The following is a 21,673-nucleotide window of genomic DNA, read 5'->3' on the forward strand; positions in this document are numbered from 1 at the left end:
CGTTACGCATCAGCGGGGACGGGCGAAAGACTTGCAAGCTGACGAGCAAACGGACCACCCGTCCTCAGTTGCATGCGATGGTTACCCGCAGCATCCTGGGAATCACCAAAAGCCAGTTCGTTGAAACATAAGGCCCGCATCAGCATCGAAGTAGTACGTCGCACCGCCGCCATCACCCTCGGATGGGCTATAGTACACGATGGCGTTCGCCGGGCAATCCCAACCAAGTCCACCAAATGTACCGTCGAACAGTTCCGGTGACGCAGCGCGCTCCTCGTCCATAAAGCCGCCGCGTTCAACGGCGGAGTGTTCTCCGTATTTCGTCCACAATTCGTCAAGGTATGAGCGGAAGTCATTAGCGGAAATATCGTATCTCGCTCTGTACCCATTTGCATGTTTCTGCATCTCGATATTCGTTGCCGCGTCGGGAAGGTAGCGTTGTGAACGAAAGTCAGGGATTTCGTCAAACGATTCGTAGTGGAAGTTACCGAAGCGAATCGAGTCTGCAATAAGCATGACACCAGTGCACGAAGGCACGAACAAAAAAATCGCGGTGAGGGACGAAAGTAGTAATGTTTTGGGGCGACTCCAGCGTCGTGGCGTGCGAGTTGCGGTCAAAAGTAAGACCACAAGAAAGAGCACGATGGCCGTGATCTGAAACGGTAAAACAACAGGCCAAAGCATGCAGCGATTTCAGTTGTAGCTTTCAGTCGGGTAACGGCGGTGGTCACCCGGCACGCGCGGAAGACTCTCCATTTCAATACGGCCGGCTCGCGTGCTCGGGGTGCACCACATTGTTACCCGCCGCTCTCGGCTATTGGTGGAAAGCACGAGCGTGCCATTCGATCGAAATCTTGCCACCATTGGTATTCATCTGCAACGTCTTCATCGAGTGGCCCATAGAACTTCCAATGCAAAGCCTCTTGGAAAGACAGCTTGCGAACACCACATCCGGGCACGCTGCAGCATCTCGGGTATGAACCGTCCACAAGCGATACGCCGTTGACTGCCCCGTCCTCGACAGAAATGCATACGCACGGATGGTAGGCGCAGTCTTCGTAGTAGTCACCGATGGCTAAGTCAGTTGCAAGTGAAACTCCGATCGGCATCTTAAATTGTGTTCCGTACAATGGGGCTGGAAGAGAGTGATTGTGAGTCGTGATGCAAAGGTCTTTCCGTCGGGTAACGATACGGATCAGCGGGGACGAGCGGAACGTTTTCTATCTACCGAACAACAACGCCGAGTCCTCAGTTGCATCCGATGGTGACGCGCCGTTTTGCCTTGCACGCGCACCGTTAAGCTGAGGCCCTCAGTAGCGCGATGATAATGGCAGGAGTGATAGGAAACCATCCTGCAAGCTGGAATCGCAAAGCTATACCGTGCGAATCACAGTCTTGCGCCGGTCTCCGGCGACCAACGAAAGCCGAAGTAGACCCAGCGATTCCCGTCAGAAGCGCAGCTGGAACCAGAAGTCGCCCGTACCAAGGTGAGTAGCCGAGTTTGAGATTCTCGATTGCGAGCCGATAGCATTGGCCAACCAAGAACCAGCTTGCCAGTCCGAGAATGATGGATGCGATTAGGAGAGTCTTGGGACGCAGCATATTTTGGTTGCAGTGCCGCAGCAGTGTTCGGTTTGATCAGCAGACTGACGCGTCGATTTCAGTCGGGTAACGGTTGCGATAACCGGGTGGCCGCGGTTGATCTTCCATTTGTAAACGCGTTTTCGGCCACTCCGCGTTCAGTACGCCCAGCATGGGCGTGATCTTGTGGGGTGCAAGTCCCCTGTACTTAGTTCCGGTTTCTTTCGAGGAGTCAGTATACCAAATGAAATTCTAACGAAAGAACAGTACGAGGCGAGGGCAACTGCGGGGAGGTGACGATCCGTGGGAAGGCAGCCTGCGAATGTGACCGTAAATCTGGCTAGCCGCCGAGAACAGCTTCGATTCAACAACAACCGAATCGGACGAGCTTCAAAGCTAAAACCGTCGTCAGACACATTCACGCCAAGACCCGCCAGGCTACGAACAGAAACCCGATAGGAGGCCGACGTCTACAGGTGAGCAGGCTGCTGACTGCGAAACCGAACCGGAAGAGTGAGCGCAGGTAGATCGGGAGCTTGGGCGGGGACAGATCACGATCCCTTATCTGGGGAGAACTCCAGGCGTACCCGTGAGTAGGGCTTGCCCGAAAGGCGGGGCGGAATGCGGTAACGCATGACGTGCCTGGAGAATGCAGCAGAAGTTGTAGTACCGATCTGCCAATTCCAATGGCGGCGGGAAGAACCGAACGTCAACAGTCAAGGAACGAACCACCGATGACCTCAGAGAATCCGAACGAAGAGCAACTCGTCTTCGACTTTGTCGAACCGGATCTCGCTGCGCCAAACATCCCGACGGATGATTCGGGTCTGGCGGTCATCGAGAAGTCAGCCTTGGGCGATGATGCTCACAATCTGATGGAAGCGATTGTCGATGAAGTCAACATGGAAATGGCTTGGGCGAGAGTGAAGGCCAACCGTGGAGCCCCTGGGCCCGACGGACTTACGGTCGACGACTTTCCCGAGTGGTTTGCTCCGCGTTGGCAAAACATTCGTCAACAACTACTCGATGGCACCTATCGTCCGGACCCTGTCCGGCGGAAGACCATTTTCAAACCCGATGGCGGCACGAGAGAGCTCGGAATTCCAAACTTGCTCGATCGCGCAATCCAAACCGCTATTGTGTTAGTCCTCACGCCGATCTTCGATCCGGGATTCTCTGAATCAAGTTTCGGTTATCGACCTTATCGCTCGGCGCAAGATGCAGCCAAGCAGGTGCAGAAGATCATTCGCAGCGGTCGACGCCGATGCGTCGATATGGATCTGTCGAAATTCTTTGACCGAGTCCAGCACGACGTGTTAATGGCACGCGTGAGCCGCAAGGTTCACGACAAGCGACTGCTCAAACTGATCGGACGATACCTGCGAGCCGGAGTGATGATCGATGGGTTATGTCAACCTAGCGAAGAAGGAACGATGCAAGGAGGTCCGTTGTCACCACTCCTTTCCAACATCTATTTGGATGATCTGGACAAGGAACTGGAGCGGCGTGGATTGCCTTTCGTGCGGTATGCGGACGACTTCGTGATCTTCACCAAGTCGGATGTTGCTGCGCATCGTGTTTACGCGAGCGTTGAGCGATTTCTGACGCTGACGTTGAAACTGCAAGTCAATCACGACAAGAGCAGCGTCTGTAAGACGCAAGAGCTTGAGTACGTGGGCTACGAATTCCGTGGCTTTGGCGGACAGTTTCGCGTGAGTCGAAAGAAGCTCGACGCATTCAAACGGCGCGTCTCGGAGATCTTTCGTAGAAACCGAGGTGTGTCGATGAAGAAGCGTTTCGCGGAGTTCCGTTCTTATGCAATTGGTTGGCTTGGGTATTTTCAGTTAGATCAAGTCAAGACAACTTTCAGTACGCTCGACAAGTGGCTTCGGCGACGGGTTCGGGCATGCTACTGGAAGCAGTGGAAGAAGTCGAACACTCGGCTTCGCAACCTGATGTCCTTGGGCTTGTCGTACCGGGACGCCCGTCCGTTCGCGTTTAGCGGCAAAGGCCCGTGGCGTCTATCCAAGACGTCGGGAGTCCAGCGTGCGTTATCGAACGAGCACCTGAAAAGTGAAGGCTTACTGAGTCTATTAGAGCGTTGGCAACAGCTTGCATCCTCGCGGCGAATCGCCTAGTGCGGACCCGCATGCTAGGTGATGTGGGAGGGGCCCCGGAGCAATCCGGGCCCCTATCCCGATTCGCTTTGTTATCCGCTTGGTTCATTGAGTTTTGCGTCTGCTGAACCGACGGGCGTGAGCACGCGCGTTGCCGAATATGTGCCTCTCTTCGTATTCCGAAAGATACCTAATTGTGTCTGAAAAGCCATTCACCGCGGCAACCAGTTGCTGAGGTGTGGATTCCATGTCATCAACGCCATCAAACTTCCATTTGTAATGAACAAACCCGTTGCGGTGATTACTCAACGTTGTGATTGCAGTGCAGTGTTTCGAGTCAATTTCCGGCCCACCCAGCAGCGGCAAGAGCCAAGTCATCTTCGCCCGAAGTGGTGCGTCGCGAATAATTTGCGTGATTCGCTCGTCACTCAAGTGCTTGCGTCGCGCAAAACACGAAACGGCGAAATTCAGCCAATGTTCTGCCCAAGTCGAATAGATGAGAGCGGCCATTTGGTAGTCGCCGCAGTCTCGAAAGTTTGCCCCAACGTCAAGCAAGTTGGAGCGATAGTCTGAATTACCCTGAACCTGTGCTCCGTCGTGAATCGCGACAACATAATCACGTAGAAACGACTGGATCGCTTGGTCCGCCTGCTCGTCATTGAAACCGTCTAGAATTAGTTTTCCATGCGATATTGCCGTCTCAATTGCGAATTGAACTGCTTGTTGCCCAAGTTCGTCCGGCGACAGGGTCATCGGGTCAACGCTGTCTCTGCAATGTACGGTGAGCTTGGGATTCATATTGCCTCCTGCCAGCGGAACGACTGCCATTTCGTAGTTAGAGCGATGTAGTAGCCAGCTGGTTCGCGCTTCAGTCGGATAACGATTGCCGTAACCGGGAACGGACAGTCGATTTTCCACTTGTAAAACCATGCAAGCCGTTCTCCGGTTCACGGCTTGGTTATTTGGCTTTGTCACCACAGGCTTGTGACGTCGTGAAAGATACCGACAGCAGCACACACTATTTCCGCGTTTGCCGGTTCGTCACGCAGCGCCCAGTACTCGTGGTCGCCGGTTGATTCTAACACGAATGAAGACTTCCAATACAGCTTCGGCAGAACGACAGTCTTGGTCATTGAACAAACGACAAACGCATGCGTGTTGTCGACAATTGAGTCGATCTTCAGAATCAGGTTGGAATGCGAGACACCGTATTGCCATAGTTTCGTATCAGCCCCGCGCGATCGTTCCATGAAAGCGCGGATTCCAGATATCGTGCCAATAAATGGTTTATTGAGTGTTGGTGGTCGTCCGACACAATGATCTTTGGTCGCAAGTTCGTCGATTGGCGGGAGTAATTCGCCACATCGTGGACAATGGACGCGGCAAAGGCTTTCCCGTTTCTCGTATTCGGAGTCAATCGGCGGAAAGACGGTATCCTCAGATCCGAAGCGAGGTTCGGGCCAGTGCGTGCCGCAATTTGGGCAGTTGATAAATGTGACGCTCGGCCACATGTTGAACAGGCCGGGACGTTCCGTTTCGTCGTCCATAGTTCAGCCAAATAACGGTAGACATCACGGGGGACGGACGAAAGACTCTCCACTTCAAAAACCGCGCAAGCCGTCCTCGCGTGCATGTCATGGTTATTTGTCGCACGAACGTCAGTCAGTGTCAATTGTCGCTGGGATCGCAGCAATCAGGTCAAGCAGTTTGGTTTTCAACGAGTCCGGCATGTCGTTGTCGCTGGTTACGAGAGCACCTTTGCCGTCAATTCTAGCGTCTACGCAAGTGTTGCGTGCAAGTGGTATCCGCAAATGGTATTGCAATCCAACTCGCGAAGCGACATCTCGCAAGCATTGTAGTGGAGGTGAGTTTTGGTCGTAACCAATTTCTGTGGCCAGTGCTACGGCGGATGCAATACGGTCGCGGTAGTAATCGTCCGACACGGTAACGGTTCCGGGATAAGCGGCACCGATGCGGCGGGCAATGTCGACAACGTCAACGTCGGTAGTAAATCGAGCGATGGCAATCATGCAGCATGAATCTTGATCAAATAACGTCTGGCATAACCGGGCCGCCGCGGTTGATGCTCCATTTGAAAACGCGCTGTCGGCGGCTCCGCGTTCATGCCATTGTTATCCGATGCATTTGGTAAGCAACAGGAGCAAGCTCCCATCGCCGTTCCAGATAGCAACGGACTCGTCTTCGGCCAAGGCACAATGGTAGGTCTCGGGATTCCAAGTTCCCTCATCCATGCCGTACTCCGGCATCGGTTTGCACCAAGTTGATTCAGTGTACGTACCGTTGTCGATCCGCCATTTTCCTGGAGGCGAATCGTCCGAGTCGTAGGGCGAACGGAATGTGCCATCTGCCAGGTACGAAAACCGCTGCGGTTCGCGATCAGGCAAATGTGGGCACGAACGATTCCAGTCGCCAAGCAATGCATCGGGTGAATCCACGTAGGTAAGTTTTGAGCCGAGCACGGTTTCGATACCGTCGAGTACTGCGGCTCGATACTCGGGATCGGAGTCCTTGTGATCTATTGGCGTGAAATCATGCATTGTTCAGTCGGATAACAATGTAATTATCACCGGTTGGTGCGGTGATAAGTTGATGTTTGGGTTGTTATCGCCGGTTGCACCTTCGGTACGGTCGGTGACACTGCGGGAGTTATCGCCGGTTTGGTAGGACTTATCGCCGGTTGCTCCAGCCCCGATGATTATGGGGGAAGCCACACCCCAGGTCAAGCTTTTGTGACGTAAAATTCATTCGCTGAACGCATTGACATCGTTGGAGTCGTGTTGTGAAATAAATTTAATAGAGCTGCGATCGCACCGTCTGGGCGCGAGGGGCTGGCTGGACTGCCGGTGACGCGTGCTGAGAGCGATTGTGGGAGAGGGCAATGGCCGATACTTGCGGTCATTCGCGATTGAGGATGGAATCTAATTGTTCGATCGGTTTGGCGTGTTTAAGACGCTGGTTCGTGCAAATGAAGGGGAAATTCCATGGCGCAGGTGAGTCAATCTGCAGCGACGTGGCGTGAGAGCCGTGACAAGTGGGCGAAGGTTTGGTTTGAGAATTTGTGTCGTTTCCATGGCCGGAAACCACAGCCGACTTGGGAATTTACAGCAGATGAAGTGATCGCGTTTTTGCGAGACCATTTGCGACGCAAGACGCCAGCGTGGAAGCGACTGAAGATCGTCCAGTCACTGATCTGTTATCGCCGGTATTTTCAAGCAGTACCTTTCGATGATTTGAAGCCTATCCTATCAAAACTAGAGGAGATCGCTCGGGCGGAAAAACTCAAAGAGTTACGCGGAGGGAAGACGGAAGAGATTCACGACGAGGTTGGTTATATCGACCCCAGCGAGCCAGACGTGATCCAAAATTTGCGTCGAACAATTCGACGTCGTCAAGATGCGATAGCGACGGAGCGAGCGTACGTGTCCAATGTCCGGGCATTCATGCGAGCGCGAGGTTTGAAGTGCCAAGCGGATTTTGCAGAGATTAGTGCGGCGGATGTGGAGGCTCACTTAACGGATTTGGCAGTCGATGGAAACGTTGCGCCAGCGACACAAAGCCGAGCGTTTTATGGCATTCTCTATCTTTTTGAACACGTGCTCAAACGTGAACTGGGGGAAGTAGACGCGATTCGTTCAAGCAAAGGAAAGCAAATCCCAACCGTGCTGAGCGTTGAGGAGATTGAACGGATCTATTCGCATCTAAAAGGTGTTCATATGCTGATCGCACAGTTGCTCTATGGATGCGGGATGCGGATCAGTGAAGCGTTGCGACTTCGCATGAAAGATTTTGACTTTGATCGGATGGTGATTGAGGTTCACGCTTCCAAAGGGGGGAAGAGTCGATTTGTGCCGATGCCTGAGAGCGTTGTGCCGGAGATTCGTCGCTGGATGGAGTCACGCCGTGTGTTGCACGAGCACGATTTAGAGCGAGGACAAGCGTCGGTGTGCTTGCCCAAGGCATTGGAACGCAAGTATCCGAACGCAGCTCGTGAATTAAAGTGGCAGTTCTTGTTTGCGTCGCACCGCTTGTCACGCGATCCGCGAACGCAGGTGCTTCGGCGGCATCACTTGCACAAAGACACGTTTCCGGCACAACTGCGTGCAGCGACTCAGAAGGCCGGTATTCAGAAGCACGTCAGTTCTCACGTTTTTCGTCATAGTTTCGCAACTCACCTGTTGCGTGCGGGAACCGATATCTGCACGATCCAAGAGTTGCTTGGTCACTCGGACATTAAGACGACTCGAATCTATCTGCACTCACTTAGTCGAGAGGACGTCAAGGTGGTCAGCCCGCTGGATCGCTTGGCAGCGAGGCAATCGTCGCCAATACATAGCGACAGTAGTGAAAAGCCGAAAGCCGATAGCGAGTCGAATTCGACCCGATGGGCAGCAACGATACCGGGCGAATGCCACCCTGATGAGCAAATTCGTGATTGCGAAGATGTGGCAACTCAGACAGTGGATGTTACGACGCGGAAGTATGTTCAAAACGAAACACTCGTTAGGCGACCACAGCCGACAGAGGCACCGAAAGTAAGCGTGCGAAGCTGGAAGAGAGCGGCGAATTGGAGTTTGCTATACGCTTCAGCACTTGCTGGCTTTGCGACGTCAATCGGTGGGCCTCGCCGGACGATGGCAATAGGATGCAGAAGATAGTCCCCACGGCGCCACACGCGGCGACATCGCCACCAAGTTGGTTATCCCGACCCTTCGCGGCAACCTCAAAGAGCGTGTTGCTCAAAGTGCCGTATAAGCGGCGTATGTGTAGATATCGCACCGATCGTTTTGGCAATCCCGGCGTGCGAAGCGAGACCAGCTAAGCAGCGCGTCGATACGACAGAAGCATGCCACCGAGGCGCTCGGTCGTTTCGATCTCGGCACCCATGTCAGGCGGACTATCCAACGGCACGAACGGTTGCGAAAGAAGCTCAGGGCGTTCTACTCTTGAGGATGTTTTAGTAAGTAGCGGGCAAGTTCATCGATGCCGACACGCCCGTCTTTGTTCAAATCTGCGATGGGAAGGACATCTTTGGAAAGTTTTCCCTTGGCAGCCTTGTCGTGGAATTCGGACGCTTCAATGTGTTTGCTACGATTGGTGTCGTGCCGAATGATCATCCGAGTCGCAAGTTGAAATTGCGCTGGACCGAATCCGCGATCCTTTCGCACGGCCGCCAAACGCGTTTCGATCTCTTTAACGGTGATCTTGCCGTTCTTGTCTGTGTCGAACCCTGCGTACTGCTGCGGCATGCCCTCGCCAAGCGGATTCAGCTCACTCTCTGCTAGTTCGCCATCGTGGTTGAAGTCACGCGACATCAAATACCAAAACTTCTCTTGGTCGGGCACGGTGAGGCCTAGGTCAACGCGGTGCTTTGCAAGCATTTCAGCGATATCTATCGTACTTAGTCGCCCATCACTGTCTCTGTCAAATTGCCCAGCAGCAAGCGGCAGCTTCGCGCCCGCTCGTTCGTCAACACCCAAGTGTTTGTCATTATCCTTATCGAATAGTTGCACAATTCGAATGGCGCCAGTATGGTCGATCGACTCGATACCCATCTCACTCCTTAGGCCTCGCATGAACGCGAATTGCCGAATCATTTCTTTGGAGCTGATGATGCCGTTCTTATCGGTGTCGAAATCCTCGGGGTTGCTTGGCCAACCCTGGTTTATTTCATTGGGGTCCAGTTGACCGTTTCGATTCTTATCGTGACGACCAAGAAAATTTTTGACGTTGCTTAAATCTTCCTCCGTGATATCCGCGTCGCTGCGCAGTTTTGCTTGCCGGACGGCTAGCTCCAAATGAGACAGTTTGCCGTCTTTGTTCATGTCGTAGTCTTTGACCAAGTCATGCCAATTCAGCTCTTTTTGCTCCTCCGCGTCAATGAATCCGTCTTCGTCTGGGTCATAAATCGTCATCTCGCGATCTGCAACACTTAAGTCGCCCGCGATCAGTTTGAGTGAAAACAGATCGACCTTTTCGCCCTCTTGGTTGGTCGACTGCGCGGGCGACTTTGCGAACATGCAAAGCAGCAACGCAGATGCAATGAGGAATTTGGAAGCGAGTTGTTGGAACATGTGCGGTCTCCTTTCGAGAAAGAACGAAACACTAAGATTTCTCAGTATAATGCGTGGGGCGAAGAGGCCGAAATCACCCGCGTGCTGTTGATGGAGGAACACCCAACGCCTACAGTGCCGACGCAAAACATATTTATCCTGTCAGCGACGCGATCATGTTTGAAAACTATGCGTCGGTAAAGTCCAGCAAAGAAAGTTTGCTGTCTGAGTGGGGGCATATGCTGAGAAATGCTCAGTACGGGGAGATTTCCGTATTTCGCCTTGGGGTTGAAGGAACAGGGCGAAGAAATCTGAAGCCGAACATGCCGAAACTCTCCCAGGAGAAGGCGGAGTTCGCTCTGGCTTGCTATCTGATTGGCGCGCAGCCTTACTCGTATTTCATGTACAGCTGCCTGACACGAAACTCCCCGGTCATCACGAGTACTACATGGAAAAAGATCAATTCCGTTTGGCTCGCCCTAGTCGCGATGGTGATCGCAACAAACTCCCTCACTGTCGCAGCAGAATCCCCGAACGTGGTCATCGTCATTTCCGATGACCAGGGTTACCGCGACCTGGAATGCACTGGAAACTCGTGGGGTCAAAAAATTAGAACGAACATTTCGGCCGGTGAAATCCAAACTTGTGCGGGTGGATGTTAACCAAATAGCGACTTTGTCTTTTCAAAAAGACAAAAAGACCTTTGGTTAACAGGCCGTTGTTAACCCACTTCACAATGTTCCGTAGGCGTCCTCAACGCTAAACGGCCTGACCGAACCGCACGAAATTTCTGTAAGTCATTGTCGGCAAAGCATTAAAGAGAAGGTTCGAACCGAGACTTGTTCCGGAGAGCGTCCGGCTCGGGGAGCTAGTTTTGAAATCGCGAAAGCTCTCGCAAACCAGTTAACGCCCGTGGCCCAATATCGGCCAACGGGCGTTTTTCGTTACTGCCCCGTTTTTTGCAGTCGTTTGGCATTTCTGCGGCGGTGACTGAGTTTCTATGTTTCGTGAAGAGAGTCTGGACTGCCGAACACAACCCTAGCGGTTAGGATCGAACCCCGAGACTAACCCCGTTTTGTCTCTGCCTCTCTATCAGAGACCTGAGACACGGTTAACAGAGCCCATCGGCTGATCGCGACGCCTCGCAGCACAGACAAGTTGCCAACGAGAGCAACCTCCCGTGCTGGACGCTTCTCGGCACGGGGTCTCTGATGTTGTGTTGACTCAATCTGCTTGTTTGTAGGCACTTCGGAATTTCGTGTCCGTCCGGGTGGTCACCGTAAGCAACGTTTGCGAAAACGAACGCCTACATCGCCAGGGTAACAAGGGATTGTTAGCAGATCCTTAAACCACTGCTTGTGCGGTGGGATCTTGTATCGGCCGGCTTCGAGCACCTTGGTTAGCTTGCCGTCTTCGTAGTACAAGCCGCGGTGCGTATCCTTGATGATGAACTCTCGTCCTGCACCTGTAATCATCATATCGCACCTCCTTTCGATGCTTGCGTTTCACTAATCATGTAAGGAGCCTCGGAGCGGAGCCGATGTGGAGAACAAGCTTTCAGATGTGGAAATTCTGAGCGTTCATTCCGAGAGGTGATCGCAGGAACCAAATGGTGGCTCGCTCCTGGCGCCGCCGAGGCAAGTAACCCGTCCAGGAATCGAACCTGGTCCGACAGTTTCGAAGACTGCCATGCTATCCAGCACACCCACGAGTCGTTTGGGTAGTTACATAGTCACAAGAGCCGACGACTGGGTTCGCACCAGCATGATCTGCTTTACAAAAGCAGCGCCTTTCTAAGTCGAGCCACGTCGGCTTGGTTGTCGCATCAGTAGCCCGACCAGTGATCGAACCCGGAACTTCTGGTTAGAGGCCAGAGATGATGTCCGTTTCACTATCGAGCCGTTACAAACTAGCGGAAGGCGAGGGAGTCGAACCCTCATCACCCGAAGGTGGCACGCGTTAGCAGTGCGGCCCGGCAAACCGTATCCGGCTGCCTTCCGTATTGTCGTGGTTCGCTCCGCGAACCAAACGTTATGATCGCGGGGCGATCAACGATCAAAAGTGATCACGGATGGAATCGAACCATCGGTCTCCTGCTTGTCACGCAGGCGTCTTAGCCTCTGGACCACGCGATCGTTTTGTGAGTAATCGAGACAGGAGTCGATCCTGCAGAGTCAATTTAAAAAAAACTCTTATGCTTGCCGCTTTGCCTGTTTGCATACTCGACCGATAGTTGCCTTTCGCTCTGCGAAAGTAGCATTCTGTCCCGTTACTTTCGCGGGGGACGTGAAATGTATTACTGACGGATGTCTATGCTAGCAAAGTCGCGGCGGGACAGGAATGGAAATTGCGGCCCATGTCTGGAGTGTTCAATCTATTTCACTTCAACATCCACGGAGGATGGACATGATTCAAAATGATTCATTACTGGCTCCTGAAAAGGAGGAACAAATCAAGGCGGTTTTCAACTCCCTTTCCGAGAAAAACAAACGGCGTTACGCTGCCTCCCTGTCGTTGACCCTGCCACATGGCGGGTGTGAGTATCTCAGTCAACTTCTAGGTTGTTCGCATTCCACTATCACTCGTGGGCGAGCTGAACTTGAGCGTCTTAGCAATGCAGACGACCCCGCAGAAGGTAGAGTCCGGAAGAAGGGGGCCGGACGACCAAAAAAGAAGAGGCTCATCCGGAGGTTCTCGATGAGTTAGATGAGATTCTCGATGAGCGAACCGCAGGAAGCCCAACGGACTGTACCGTTCACTGGACTTGTCTTTCCATCAGCGAAATCACGAAACGATTGTGCGAGGCTTGCACTTCCATCTCTCGTCCTGTGGTGGCTCGTCTGTGTCGCGAGAGGAACCTCCGAAAGCGACAACAAGTCAAATCGGTGACCAAAGCTCCCAGCCGTAACCGTGATGAGCAGTTCGGCATTATTGATCAGATGCGAAAGCGGTTTCGCCGTACAAAAGACGCGGTTCTGAGTATCGACAGCAAACAGAAAGAACTGCTGGGTAACGTCCATCGACCGGGTGAAGTTCTTGCCGATGGTCCGATTGATGTGCTCGATCACGCGCTGCCTTCTTACGCCCAAGCGGAGGTGATCACCCACGGGATCTACGCTCCACAACAGAATATTGCCCACATGAATCTAAACACCAGCCATGACACTGGAGCCTTTTCTTGCCATAGTCTGGGATGGTTTTGGAAACACATCGGCCGCCAACTGTTCTCCACGGCTGATCGAATCCTTGTGCTGCTGGACTGTGGTGGGAGCAACAGCAATAAATCAAGTACTTTTAAGTGGCACTTGGGACGTTTGTCAGCTGAGTTCGGGTTACCAATTCAGGTGGCGCACTACCCGGTTTTTTGTTCCAAATACAACCCTATCGAACGTCGCGTTTTTCCGTGGGTCGAGCGGGCCTATAGCGGTCAGCTCTTTACAGCACTTCGGGAGATGGTCATGGCAATTGAATCCCGGGCCACAACCTCAACAGGGCTCGTGACAACCGGCCACATCATCCAAAAGTCATTTACGCCAGCATCACGGAAACAGATCCAACGCACCAAGGACCCTCCTGTAGAATACCTCACGGATCTGCCGGAATATAACTACCGGCTTACACCAGAAATGCATCAACAATAGATTTCACGTCCCGAGCGAAAGACGACACTAAGTAGCGGGTTCGGGGGTCGCACCCGACGGTCCAGGCTTATGAGGCCCGGATGAGCCTGGCTCACCCGCATCGTTGCTCGCATTTGATGAATCACGAAGTTCATCAGATCGCTCTTTGGTATCATGAATCGAAACCACTCGGACAAACTCGATGAACACCGCCTTTTTACTCATGTTTCTCGTCGTAGGCGGCCTTCTCATTAGCTTGAGTCTACCGTTGATTTACGGCAAAGTCCCACCGAATCGTTGGTGTGGCTTTCGCGTACGTCGTACGCTGGATGACCCAAACATTTGGTATCCGGCGAACACGTATGCTGCTTGGCAAATGCTCTGGGTCGGAGTCGTAGGCATGGTTGTTACCGTTGCAACCTATTTGATTCCTAATCTGGAATTGGGTGTCTACACCGCCATTGTTGGCGTTGTGTACGGAGTTGGCATTGTCGTCATGCTCGTTCGCTCGTTCGTGTACCTTGGAAAGTTGCCGTCTGGATGACGAGTTGACGAAGTACTGCGGGAGGGAGTCGAACCCTCAAACACGAACGTTTGAAATTCGCCGCTTTGCCGGTTTGCGTACCACAGCATTTGTTGCCTCTCGCTCAGCGAAAGTTGCTTTGTTTTCACATTTATCGTGGAGCGAAAGGCGACTATCAGTACTGAGGGCGGGAGTCGAACCCGCAAGCACTTGTTCCTAAGACAAGCGGCTCGCCGTTGGCCTACCTCAGCGTTTGCGAAAAGTGGAGCACCGGGGAATCGAACCCCGATTTTCTGCGTGCAAAACAGACGTCTTCCCGTTGGACGAGCGCCCCATGTTGTTCTTCGTTGAATTTAAAAAGTGCCCAGAGCAGGAGTCGAACCTGCAAACACTCGGGTTTAAAGCGAGCCGCTCGGCCGGTTGGCGTATCTAGGCGATCGGAAGTTTGAAGTAAGAAGGGTGAAGTGTGAAAAAAGGTTCGGTCATGTCCTTCAAACTTCTTACTTCACCCTTCAAACTTCTTTCCGTGTTACGCTCGAAGTCGCGGCGTACTGTCGCCCTTCGATTTGCGGTGATTCTTGATCGCCTTGTGCGAATCAGGAAGTTGGTCGCCTTCGACGATCTCGTCACCGACGAAGTCGACCACCCAACCGTCGACCCAACCTACGTTGTCGTCTTTCAACCTCAGCACGCGGCCGACTTTCGCAAACTCTTGCGGAATGTACGATGTCGTTCGCACTGATCCGCCGGCGATGTCGCGTCTCATCGCACATTGCACGTACTTCACATTTCTGGACATCGTCGTTCTCCTTGGTTAATTGCGGGCCAGCGTCACCGCGACGCCGGCAGTAGTCCCGGATGGAATCGAACCATCGTTTCCTGTGTGTAAAACAGGTGTCGTCGCCGTTTGACCACAGGACCGAGAAGAGCACGTCCCCAAGGATTTGAACCCTGACTAACTGGTTTGGAATCAGCAATGCTACCGTTACACCAGAGACGTGTGTGTTTGCAAAAGTGGGAACGCAAGGAATCGCACCTCTCGCCGACTACCACACAATTAAAGGCAGAAGATTTACAGTCTCCCGTGTGGAAACGCTCCCATGATTCAGTCACCGAAGCGGACGCCCCAAAGTGGATTCTGCACTCGAACACATCGACGGTTTCACCGCCGCTGTTTTCAAGACAGTGTCCTCATCCGGCCGGGTGACTTCCGAAATTCAACATGGACTCCGCGAACGATTTGTTTAATAACGTTATGATCACGGAATGATCAGCGACTATCAGTGACGTGAGCGGGAATCGAACCCGCGGACTCCTGGATGAGAACCAGACGATTCTTCCATCAGAATCTACCACGCCGAGATTGTCGCCTTTCACTCCGTGAAAGATGCGTTTAGCCATGCTGCTTTCGCGGAGTGAAAGGCGACCCTAAGTACCGCATAGGAGTTTCTATCTCCTTCCTGCTGTTAGAAAGACAGCCGACCTAGCCAGTAGTCGAATGCGGCATGTTTGAAAGCGATGGCAACGGGAGTCGAACCCGCAGCGACTTGATAGACAATCAAGCTTCCTTCCCAGAGGAACTTGCCACCGAATATGTTTGCACGAGGGTGACCAACCGGAATTGAACCGGCGACAAACTCATTCACAGTGAGTCTCTGGAAACCAACACCAGATCTGGCCACAGCACCGGAGACTGGAATCGAACCAATGAACCCCTCGTTCAGAGCGAGGTGCAGCGACCAACACTGCTACTCCGGCGTAACTTAAATTTGCAAAGCACTCCGTCCGGGAATTGAACCCGATCTGCGAGCTTCAAAGGCTCACGTCGCGACTACGCGCCGGAGAGAGTATTGGCAAAACAATCAAAAGAGTGTCCTGCGGGAGTCGAACCCACCTAGCCGGATTGGAAGTCCGGAACCTTTGCCGCTCGGCCAAGGACACGACATATGCGGAAGTTTGAAGGGCGAGGTGTGGAACGAAGCGAGCTATTCCACACTTCTCGCTTCACCCTTCAAACTTCGCGAAGCTCCGGCGGATGGACTCGAACCATCACTCGTCTCCTTAACAGGGAGCCGCCTTACCATTGGGCCACACCGGATTTTGCAAAGCGCCCAGTGGGAGTCGAACCCACACTTCCGCCATGGCAAGGCAGCAGGCTACCGCTACATCATGGGCGCAAAAATGCATCACTACCAAATTGTCAAAGATCAATAACGCCGAAGCGTTTAAAGAGCACCGAGCCGGAATCGAACCCGCATAACCTCGTTACGACGGAGGAGTCTTGCCGTTAGACCATCAGTGCTTGCTTCAAAATGTCTCAAGTGGGATCGGTGAGAATCGAACTCACATCGCTCGGATTAAGAGTCCGATGCATTACCTTGTCTGCCACAATCCCAAAAAATAGTTGTGAGTCTTGAGTCGCGAGTCTTGAGTTTCCGTGCTCAGGACTCATCCCTCAGGACTCGAGTCTCTAGTCAGTCGGCGTGGCGGGAATTGAACCCGCGACCGTCGCCTTATAAGGACGCCGCTCTCACCCCTGAGCTACACGCCGATGCGTAGCGATGGGGCCGAAGGGAGTTGAACCCTCACCGAACGGATTAAAAGTCCGTCATGCTGCCAGTTACACCACAGCCCCGCTTTTTCAGTCGCGGCTATGCGTTTCAATCGCAGTTCAGGCAGCATGTTTGTTTTCCTTTCGTGTCGTTGTCGTAAGTGGTAGCCCCGAGGATCGAACTCAGCGCGACCCGCGTATCAGGCGGATTTGGGCGACCAGCCCTCGACTACCATGAAAAAGGTCGGACACCTCGGAGTCGAACCGAGAGCCTCCTGGTCCCAAACCAGGCGTGCTTCCATCTGCACCTGTATCCGATGTTGTGTTGGTTCAATCGCCGCGGCGGTTGCCGTCGGCGCATATCTTCCTCGTCAGTGGGCCGGGAGGCGTTCGAATCCTCGTCTGCGGTTCTTCAAACCGCCGCTAGACCGTCTCAGCTACCAGCCCAAATTGGGTTCGTTGTAAGGGTCGCCCGTTCGGTGCGGACACGAAAAAAGGCTCAGGTGTCTGCGTGACACCGAGCCTTCATGAAGAAGTCGTTCGCTAATGAAAGCGAGTGTCACATCAGACGCGAATACGCCGGGGCATTATCATTCAACGGTTGACCGCCGAAGAAATTGCCTTCGTGTATCTGTTCGAGTCGACTGGATTGGGTTATTGATAACATCAGAAAGCTCGTTACTCGCTCGTGGCCTGAATGTGACTTGTGTGTTCGGAGAGATAGACGCGTTCGCGTCACAATGGTTCGCGTAAAATCTCGCTTTCACGAAAATAGAGATGCGCTGGCACCGTGTTCTATTTCATTAAACGCCGAGAAACCTGATAAATACTCACAGCGATGGACTTTGGTATCCACCACAGTAATTTCCAAGCGAGCAAACTCTCCTCAGCCAATACGGAATTGCTTGCGTTGTATTTGCTAAAAGCATTGCATTGTCTTGATCGCGAAAAGAAGTGAACCTCGTAGTCGAAACCGAAAGGGTACGGAATCAGATCTTTCCACTCTGGGTTGGATCTCGATGTTTGAACGGGACACGTTTGCTTGGGCACAGTCCACATTGCGGGATCGCTTTCAACTGGACGAACGTTTGCAGTTCCTCGGCACTGGCCGATGCAGGGCATGCCTTGTAGTCGCGGAAAAGTTGCCACGCGGGGATGGTTTCGAGTTTTAGTCGTTGTTCCATAAGGGCAAAGTAGGCCAACGCGGGACATTTCCACAAGCGTTCGCGAAACAACTGGGTGCAAGTTTTCTGCATGCAGATGCGGTAGGCAGACTCGGGCTTTGAATCGAAAGGCATCGGCTTGCCGTCTTCGACTCGATACTGCCGCATCCAGCCACGATGTGACTGGCGAATCTTGATCTGGATTGCGGGATAGTCGGCTCGCCATTGCCACACTGTTCTCTTTGCCGCGTTGAAACGATCCATATACGGCTGATGTGTGCCGTGCTGGCTGACTTCGAGACGACAATTCGTATCCACCAGCAACGTCTTGTTCATGACGTTTTCCATGATCGACGGCAAGCTCATCGAGGAGAAACCGGCACGAATGGTGGCCGTTCCATCGCCGAACACTCGTGGCACTTCGATGCCTTCCATGCGAGCACACTCGGCAACCAGTTCTCGCAGACCGATATGTCGCAGCGGGTCCGCGGCGTTGAGAGTCTTCTCGCCGTAGACGGCTAGCAGTTGTTTTTCCTCGATCCCTACCGACAAACACGCTGCGGCCTCGAGGACTTCGCGGCTGTATTGCATCGCCATCACGGCCAGTTCCGCTGGCTTGCCGGTGAGGTGTTCGAGTTGCTGTGGCGGGATTTTCTTGACGTGCCACAAGTCCGTCGCGTTATTTGGGCCAAAGTATTTGTGGCCGGCACCCTCACGCCATCCATAGAAGGCCCACTCATGCGCGCCCATGAAATCTTTGCGGGTCATCACCGGGTGCATTTTGTCCCAGATGATGGCCTGCGAGAAATATAAACCGCAGGCTGACAAGACAGGCGGATAGTTGGCGATATTCGAAAAGCCTCCCCAAATGTAAAAGCAACGACCGGGTTCCAAAACGCGGGCGATGTTGCCGAACCAAGCTTTCAACAAGCGGTCAAATTCCTCATCGGAGACAAAGTCGTTGGCCAGCGGCCGGTCCTTGGCTCGCATCTTCTTTGGACCGTCCTTCGACTTGCCCTTGCCGGCCTCAAAGGAACTGTTGCCGGCCGCGATCGCATTCTTGCTGCGGGGTTCGACCTTCACGTTGTACGGCGGATCCGTATTGCACAATTGGATCTTCGCGTCGTCCAAGAGCCGATCGAGGTCACTGGCGCTGGTCGAGTCGCCGCACAACAACCGGTGGTCGCCGAGGATCCACAGATCGCCGGGTTGCGTGATCGCTTCGTCGGGTGGTTCGGGAACGTCATCCGGATCGGTCAAGCCTTGCGTGACGCCCGGATCGAGCAGTTTAGCCAACTCGTCCGAATCGAATCCGAGCAATTCGCAATCGAATCCCGAGTCTTGCAATGCACTGATCTCCAGCGGCAGCAAGTCGTAATCCCACTCTGCGTTTTCGCCGGTGCGATTGTCGGCGATCCGGTAGGCCCGGACCGATTCAGGTTCCATGTCCTTCGCGACGTGAACCGGCACTTCTGCAAGATTCAGAACCTTGGCGGCCTTGAACCGGGTATGGCCGACGATGATCACGCCGTCGGTGTCAACGACGATAGGTTGGCGGAACCCGAATTCGTTGATGCTTTGCACGACGTCCGCAACAGCGTCGTCGTTTATACGAGGATTGTTTTCGTAAGGCTTGATCCGATCAAGCGACCACATTTCGACCTGCATAGCAGCGTCCTTTCCACGGAGAAGAGAAATGGAAAGGGTTCGGTCGGTGGGTGGTTGGCTAGATGTTTGGTTGGGTGTGTGTGTTTTGGGAAGTCGCCGGTCTACTCACTGTCGGCCGCAGCCGTTTCGTCTTGCGGTTCATCGAACTCTGGTGAGAACGGATCGAGTTCAACAACCTTACCATCGCGCCAAAGGACAATCGGCGTGTTGTGTTTTCGAGCACGGTCGATACCCGACCAGAAAATCCGCAATCATTTGACAAGTTGACTCCATGCTCCGATCAGACTTCACGGTTTACACACTGGGCGAAGAATTGAACGAAACGGTCCACGTGCTTTTGAGAAATGGTACGTTCAGCGGTGACGTGGACTTTCCTTCCCCGACACTAAACGATGGTCTCGGCCATCCCGCGTTGGACAGCGATTTCTTCGTTGATGACGAAGGTGGCGTGACAATTTCCGTTCGATTGCCGGACATGTCTGGCAAACCGGGAACATTCGTACTCGGCGATCGGAGTTTCGAACTTTTCGCCGGTCGTTGCTTCATACTGACACCAGACTGGCAGGGAGACCAGATTCCAGCGCAAACGCTTGATGACGCATTTCAGTACCTCGAGGCGAATGGTAGCCAGTAGGACTCGATGCCGAAAAGCGGCGGGTAACAATTCGATGCACGACGAGTCGCCGAGTCGTGGTTTTTGAAGTGGTTGATCACTCGCGGCGACCGCGTGATCGATGACGTTATCCGGTTTTCGCAAACTGTCGTCCGTTACTTAGCGATGCATGGTGTCTGATCTGCTCTCCCTCAAGCTAGCAATCTACTTCGTCGCACCGGCTTTGGTCGTCGGCGTCTCGGCGTACGTTGTCGGAGCGGTCGTAGCATCATTAGCTGAATTCCTCTTCGACCAAGACGTGTCGCAGGATTATGCAATCGCAATGACGGCTGCACCACTTGCTGCCGGAACCATAGCCGGTTCGGTAGGCTTTTATCTGTTCGCAAATATTTGGATGCCTTTTGCCCTCGGAATAGTGGCGTTCACAGCTATCGGCATGATCACTTTCACAGCACTCTTGGCCAACCACTCTCCGAGGAACGATGCTGAACTGCCGACTGCGGCAGAGCTACTACGGGGTTTTAAGCTGACCATGATCTTGACGGTTTCGCTCGTGGTCATTGCACTACTGATCATGCGGGCCGCAGCCAGGCCGGCAGTTCCTTGACGGATACCAGTCTAATGCACCCGAGCGGCGAAGTCGGGCGTTTTTGAAATGTATAATCTCTTGTCGCCGACGGGTGATTGGTGACGTTACCCGACTGAAATCCCTGCAACTAGATCACGATGATCACTTGCACAAACTGCAACATTGCTTTCAGCCCTGGTTTTGCCACTTGCCCGAGATGCAAAACATTTGAAACGCCAGTCTCGGATCGAAAACGATACCTGACCCAAGACGCAAAGAACCGCATCTCGGATGGCCAACCGGCGGCTGACGTTCGTGCACACTTGGTCGCAAACGGTTTCTCCGATGCTGACGCCGATGCGTTGGTCGGCGATGCTGCATCTGGGCTTCGCTCGGAGACTCGTGGGCATGGCCTTCGCCGATTTGTCGTTGGTTTGCTAATGCTGATGCTTGCCGGACTGTTTCTCGCGGTTCTGCAATCCGGAGCACGTGTCCGAGGTTCCGGTTTTGCAATCGGGTTCATGATTGTTGCTGGTGGCGGATTGCTTGCGACTCTGTCCGGTCTTTACACTATGCTCTCTGGTCGCGAATCCAAGTTCGTGGGCAAAATTGTGGACCAAACCGATCGCTTCAGTTCGTAGCTCGAAACCGCGGGTAACAATGCCGTGCACCGAAGGACGGCTTGCACGGTTTACAAATGGAAAATCAATCGTCCGTCCTCGGTGACGGCCAACGTTCGCCAGTCGAGAAGACGAAGTGCTTACCGTTCACCCCGTTGATTTCTGATGCGTCTGGATCAATACACACTAAAACATGGAATGTGGAACACCGCCGTTTTCGCGGTCTTTTGTGCATTCGCGTCGACCTATCCGCATCTGGTAACGTTTGGCGGCGTGATTCCGATCGCAGCAATCGCATTCTCGAACTCGCGACGAAAACTTATGACCTTGCTCACGGTTGCTACGTTTACCGCAAACGCTGTGATGTTGTCTTTTGCAATTAGCGGCGAACATCCGAATATGGGCGACGGAGTCGTCGCGACGATCGGCGCAATAACGGGACTTGCGTTCGACAGGATTGTTTTCCGCCCCCATCTGTAAGCGGGATTTGCTAAACTGCTTTGGAAATAAACATCATGCTGATGCACTTTTGGCAAACAATGCGATGCACGCCGAACACTTAAAAGCCCGTTCACTAC

The 21,673-nt window shown here is 53.3% G+C and carries 17 protein-coding genes, 23 tRNA genes and 1 pseudogene; 9 read left to right on the plus strand and 32 right to left on the minus strand.

Features of this window, described 5'->3' with window-relative positions; translation table 11 throughout:
* Positions 1 to 102 precede the first annotated feature (102 nt).
* The gene (locus SH528x_RS17435) at positions 103 to 516 is read right to left on the minus strand and encodes a hypothetical protein (protein WP_442511769.1); all 414 of its coding nucleotides are present in this window, start codon (positions 514 to 516) and stop codon (positions 103 to 105) included.
* Positions 517 to 2,315: 1,799 nt separating this feature from the next.
* On the opposite strand from SH528x_RS17435, the gene ltrA reads away from it, so the two are divergent.
* Entirely contained in the window at positions 2,316 to 3,719 is a 1,404-nt protein-coding gene (gene ltrA / locus SH528x_RS17440) for a group II intron reverse transcriptase/maturase (RefSeq protein WP_442506123.1), read from the plus strand.
* An 84-nt stretch (positions 3,720 to 3,803) separates the two neighbouring features.
* On the opposite strand, the gene SH528x_RS17445 is transcribed toward ltrA, so the two are convergent.
* The 4 genes from SH528x_RS17445 to SH528x_RS17460 form a co-directional block, all read right to left on the minus strand.
* Positions 3,804 to 4,628, minus strand: a complete 825-nt coding sequence (locus SH528x_RS17445) for a hypothetical protein (protein ID WP_442511770.1) — start codon at positions 4,626 to 4,628, stop codon at positions 3,804 to 3,806.
* 41 nt (positions 4,629 to 4,669) lie between these two features.
* The gene (locus SH528x_RS17450; protein WP_442511771.1) at positions 4,670 to 4,948 is read right to left on the minus strand and encodes a hypothetical protein; all 279 of its coding nucleotides are present in this window, start codon (positions 4,946 to 4,948) and stop codon (positions 4,670 to 4,672) included.
* Between the two features lie 408 nt (positions 4,949 to 5,356).
* Entirely contained in the window at positions 5,357 to 5,728 is a 372-nt protein-coding gene (locus tag SH528x_RS17455; protein ID WP_442511772.1) for a hypothetical protein, read from the minus strand.
* A 102-nt stretch (positions 5,729 to 5,830) separates the two neighbouring features.
* Positions 5,831 to 6,256 carry a hypothetical protein gene (locus SH528x_RS17460; RefSeq protein ID WP_442511773.1) on the minus strand — a complete coding sequence of 142 codons (426 nt, stop codon included), beginning with the start codon at positions 6,254 to 6,256 and terminating at the stop codon, positions 5,831 to 5,833.
* A 444-nt stretch (positions 6,257 to 6,700) separates the two neighbouring features.
* On the opposite strand from SH528x_RS17460, the gene SH528x_RS17465 reads away from it, so the two are divergent.
* Positions 6,701 to 8,374: an integron integrase gene (locus SH528x_RS17465; protein WP_442511774.1), complete on the plus strand. Its 1,674-nt coding sequence runs from the start codon at positions 6,701 to 6,703 to the stop codon at positions 8,372 to 8,374.
* Between the two features lie 282 nt (positions 8,375 to 8,656).
* Here the strand turns inward: SH528x_RS17465 and SH528x_RS17470 are convergent, their stop codons facing one another.
* Positions 8,657 to 9,790: a hypothetical protein gene (locus SH528x_RS17470; protein ID WP_442511775.1), complete on the minus strand. Its 1,134-nt coding sequence runs from the start codon at positions 9,788 to 9,790 to the stop codon at positions 8,657 to 8,659.
* A gap of 53 nt (positions 9,791 to 9,843) precedes the next feature.
* Between SH528x_RS17470 and SH528x_RS17475 the strand changes: the two genes are divergently transcribed.
* Entirely contained in the window at positions 9,844 to 10,431 is a 588-nt protein-coding gene (locus SH528x_RS17475; RefSeq protein WP_442511776.1) for a putative glycoside hydrolase, read from the plus strand.
* Positions 10,432 to 11,043: 612 nt separating this feature from the next.
* Here the strand turns inward: SH528x_RS17475 and SH528x_RS17480 are convergent.
* The 5 genes from SH528x_RS17480 to SH528x_RS17500 all read right to left on the minus strand — a co-directional run bounded on the left by SH528x_RS17480 (position 11,044) and on the right by SH528x_RS17500 (position 11,904).
* Complete coding sequence (locus tag SH528x_RS17480) at positions 11,044 to 11,247, minus strand: hypothetical protein (RefSeq protein WP_442511777.1); 204 nt, start codon at positions 11,245 to 11,247, stop codon at positions 11,044 to 11,046.
* Positions 11,248 to 11,411: 164 nt separating this feature from the next.
* Positions 11,412 to 11,483: transfer RNA gene (locus SH528x_RS17485), tRNA-Arg, on the minus strand.
* 25 nt (positions 11,484 to 11,508) lie between these two features.
* Positions 11,509 to 11,582: transfer RNA gene (locus SH528x_RS17490), tRNA-Thr, on the minus strand.
* A gap of 100 nt (positions 11,583 to 11,682) precedes the next feature.
* Positions 11,683 to 11,768, minus strand: a tRNA-Ser gene (locus SH528x_RS17495).
* Positions 11,769 to 11,831: 63 nt separating this feature from the next.
* Positions 11,832 to 11,904: transfer RNA gene (locus SH528x_RS17500), tRNA-Val, on the minus strand.
* Positions 11,905 to 12,429: 525 nt separating this feature from the next.
* Here SH528x_RS17500 and SH528x_RS17505 point away from each other — a divergent pair.
* Together SH528x_RS17505 and SH528x_RS17510 are read left to right on the plus strand one after the other, a co-directional pair.
* Positions 12,430 to 13,410, plus strand: a pseudogene (locus tag SH528x_RS17505) (ISAzo13 family transposase); the annotation flags it as partial.
* Positions 13,411 to 13,591: 181 nt separating this feature from the next.
* Entirely contained in the window at positions 13,592 to 13,933 is a 342-nt protein-coding gene (locus SH528x_RS17510) for an SdpI family protein (RefSeq protein WP_442511778.1), read from the plus strand.
* A gap of 13 nt (positions 13,934 to 13,946) precedes the next feature.
* Here the strand turns inward: SH528x_RS17510 and SH528x_RS17515 are convergent.
* From SH528x_RS17515 to SH528x_RS17615, 21 genes are all read right to left on the minus strand, one after another.
* Positions 13,947 to 14,020, minus strand: a tRNA-Leu gene (locus SH528x_RS17515).
* A gap of 71 nt (positions 14,021 to 14,091) precedes the next feature.
* Positions 14,092 to 14,163: transfer RNA gene (locus tag SH528x_RS17520), tRNA-Leu, on the minus strand.
* Positions 14,164 to 14,175: 12 nt separating this feature from the next.
* Positions 14,176 to 14,246: transfer RNA gene (locus tag SH528x_RS17525), tRNA-Ala, on the minus strand.
* A 27-nt stretch (positions 14,247 to 14,273) separates the two neighbouring features.
* Positions 14,274 to 14,347 (minus strand) — tRNA-Leu (locus SH528x_RS17530).
* Between the two features lie 94 nt (positions 14,348 to 14,441).
* Positions 14,442 to 14,711 carry a hypothetical protein gene (locus SH528x_RS17535; RefSeq protein ID WP_442511779.1) on the minus strand — a complete coding sequence of 90 codons (270 nt, stop codon included), beginning with the start codon at positions 14,709 to 14,711 and terminating at the stop codon, positions 14,442 to 14,444.
* A gap of 50 nt (positions 14,712 to 14,761) precedes the next feature.
* Positions 14,762 to 14,833, minus strand: a tRNA-Val gene (locus tag SH528x_RS17540).
* Positions 14,834 to 14,841: 8 nt separating this feature from the next.
* Positions 14,842 to 14,912: transfer RNA gene (locus tag SH528x_RS17545), tRNA-Trp, on the minus strand.
* 284 nt (positions 14,913 to 15,196) lie between these two features.
* Positions 15,197 to 15,271: transfer RNA gene (locus SH528x_RS17550), tRNA-Glu, on the minus strand.
* A 157-nt stretch (positions 15,272 to 15,428) separates the two neighbouring features.
* Positions 15,429 to 15,501 (minus strand) — tRNA-Asp (locus SH528x_RS17555).
* Positions 15,502 to 15,518: 17 nt separating this feature from the next.
* A tRNA-His gene (locus SH528x_RS17560) sits at positions 15,519 to 15,594 on the minus strand.
* 2 nt (positions 15,595 to 15,596) lie between these two features.
* A tRNA-Gln gene (locus SH528x_RS17565) sits at positions 15,597 to 15,670 on the minus strand.
* Positions 15,671 to 15,781: 111 nt separating this feature from the next.
* Positions 15,782 to 15,853, minus strand: a tRNA-Gly gene (locus SH528x_RS17570).
* Positions 15,854 to 15,938: 85 nt separating this feature from the next.
* Positions 15,939 to 16,010: transfer RNA gene (locus SH528x_RS17575), tRNA-Asn, on the minus strand.
* 8 nt (positions 16,011 to 16,018) lie between these two features.
* A tRNA-Gly gene (locus tag SH528x_RS17580) sits at positions 16,019 to 16,089 on the minus strand.
* A 54-nt stretch (positions 16,090 to 16,143) separates the two neighbouring features.
* Positions 16,144 to 16,214 (minus strand) — tRNA-Thr (locus tag SH528x_RS17585).
* A gap of 20 nt (positions 16,215 to 16,234) precedes the next feature.
* Positions 16,235 to 16,307, minus strand: a tRNA-Lys gene (locus SH528x_RS17590).
* 83 nt (positions 16,308 to 16,390) lie between these two features.
* A tRNA-Ile gene (locus SH528x_RS17595) sits at positions 16,391 to 16,463 on the minus strand.
* An 11-nt stretch (positions 16,464 to 16,474) separates the two neighbouring features.
* Positions 16,475 to 16,547: transfer RNA gene (locus tag SH528x_RS17600), tRNA-Lys, on the minus strand.
* Positions 16,548 to 16,707: 160 nt separating this feature from the next.
* Positions 16,708 to 16,780: transfer RNA gene (locus SH528x_RS17605), tRNA-Pro, on the minus strand.
* Positions 16,781 to 16,838: 58 nt separating this feature from the next.
* Positions 16,839 to 16,910, minus strand: a tRNA-Phe gene (locus tag SH528x_RS17610).
* 542 nt (positions 16,911 to 17,452) lie between these two features.
* Positions 17,453 to 19,294, minus strand: coding sequence for a DNA methyltransferase (locus tag SH528x_RS17615; RefSeq protein WP_442511780.1), 1,842 nt, complete (start codon positions 19,292 to 19,294; stop codon positions 17,453 to 17,455).
* A 271-nt stretch (positions 19,295 to 19,565) separates the two neighbouring features.
* Between SH528x_RS17615 and SH528x_RS17620 the strand changes: the two genes are divergently transcribed.
* The 4 genes from SH528x_RS17620 to SH528x_RS17635 all read left to right on the plus strand — a co-directional run bounded on the left by SH528x_RS17620 (position 19,566) and on the right by SH528x_RS17635 (position 21,575).
* A complete protein-coding gene (locus SH528x_RS17620; RefSeq protein ID WP_442511781.1) occupies positions 19,566 to 19,928 on the plus strand; it encodes a hypothetical protein in 363 nt (120 codons plus the stop codon).
* Positions 19,929 to 20,076: 148 nt separating this feature from the next.
* Positions 20,077 to 20,514, plus strand: coding sequence for a hypothetical protein (locus SH528x_RS17625; protein WP_442511782.1), 438 nt, complete (start codon positions 20,077 to 20,079; stop codon positions 20,512 to 20,514).
* Positions 20,515 to 20,633: 119 nt separating this feature from the next.
* A complete protein-coding gene (locus tag SH528x_RS17630) occupies positions 20,634 to 21,116 on the plus strand; it encodes a hypothetical protein (RefSeq protein WP_442511783.1) in 483 nt (160 codons plus the stop codon).
* 144 nt (positions 21,117 to 21,260) lie between these two features.
* A complete protein-coding gene (locus SH528x_RS17635; protein WP_442511784.1) occupies positions 21,261 to 21,575 on the plus strand; it encodes a hypothetical protein in 315 nt (104 codons plus the stop codon).
* The last annotated feature ends 98 nt before the right edge of the window (positions 21,576 to 21,673 follow it).

Origin of the sequence: Novipirellula methanifontis (assembly GCF_052161655.1) — a bacterium.
Classification (GTDB): Bacteria; Planctomycetota; Planctomycetia; order Pirellulales; family Pirellulaceae; genus Novipirellula.